Origin of the sequence: Streptomyces sp. WM4235 (assembly GCF_001279725.1) — a bacterium.
GTDB lineage: Bacteria > Actinomycetota > Actinomycetes > Streptomycetales > Streptomycetaceae > Streptomyces.
On record NZ_LGDE01000194.1, the window covers coordinates 1 to 1,107 of the forward strand.

Annotated in this window: 2 protein-coding genes; both read left to right on the forward strand. The window is 67.7% G+C overall.

Annotation, left to right across the window (positions count from 1 at the left end; genetic code table 11):
- Nucleotides 1-510: acetyl-CoA carboxylase biotin carboxyl carrier protein subunit (locus tag ADK55_RS15620; RefSeq protein WP_159041406.1), on the forward strand; the 510-nt coding region annotated here is incomplete at its 5' end.
- A gap of 3 nt (nucleotides 511-513) precedes the next feature.
- Nucleotides 514-1,107 (forward strand): 2-oxoacid:acceptor oxidoreductase family protein (locus tag ADK55_RS15625; protein WP_199826531.1); only part of this gene is annotated, 594 nt, incomplete at its 3' end.

A 1,107-nucleotide genomic window follows, 5' to 3' on the forward strand; every position in this document is an offset into this window, starting at 1 on the left:
GCCGTCGTCACCGACCCCGCCTTCGCCCCCACCGAAGGACCCTTCACGGTCCACACCCGCTGGATCGAAACCGAGTTCGTCAACGACATCAAGGCGTTCAACGCGGTGGCGGGCGAGGGTCCCGAGGCGGAAGAGGGTCGCGAATCGCTGGTGGTCGAGGTCGGTGGCCGCCGCCTGGAGGTCTCGCTGCCCGCCTCGCTGGGGACGACGTTGACCCGGGGCGCGGCCACCGCGGGCGGTGGTACCGCGACCAAGATCAAGCGGCGCGGCAACAAGAGCGTCAAAGCCGCCTCCGGCGACACCCTGGCCTCCCCGATGCAGGGAACCATCGTCAAGATCGCCGTCGAGGATGGTCAGCAGGTCGACGAGGGCGACCTGATCGTCGTTCTTGAGGCCATGAAGATGGAACAGCCGCTCAACGCACACCGCTCCGGCACCATCGTCGGCCTCAAGGCCGAAGTCGGCGCGTCCCTCACCTCCGGTGCCACCATCTGCGAGATCAAGGACTGAGTGATGACCGAGACTGCCATTCCCCCGGCCGGCGAGAAGGAAGTCCGCCGCCTCGATCGTGTGATCATCCGTTTCGCGGGCGACTCGGGCGACGGCATGCAGCTGACGGGTGACCGTTTCACTTCGGAGACGGCCTCCTTCGGCAACGACCTCTCGACCCTCCCCAACTTCCCCGCCGAGATCCGTGCCCCCGCCGGAACCCTTCCGGGCGTGTCGTCCTTCCAGCTGCATTTCGCCGATCACGACATCCTGACCCCGGGCGACGCCCCGGACGTCCTGGTGGCGATGAATCCGGCGGCGCTGAAGGCGAACATCGCGGACGTTCCGCGCGGCGCGGAGATCATCGTCAATACCGACGAGTTCACCAAGCGCCCGATGGCCAAGGTCGGCTACGCGACCTCCCCGCTGGAGGACGGCTCGCTGGACGCCTACCGCGTGCACCCGGTGCCGCTCACCACCTTGACGGTGGAGGCGCTGAAGGAGTTCGGGCTGTCGCGCAAGGAGGCCGAGCGCAGCAAGAACATGTTCGCGCTGGGCCTGCTGTCGTGGATGTACCACCGCCCCACCGAGGGCACGGAGGCGTTCCTGCGGACGAAG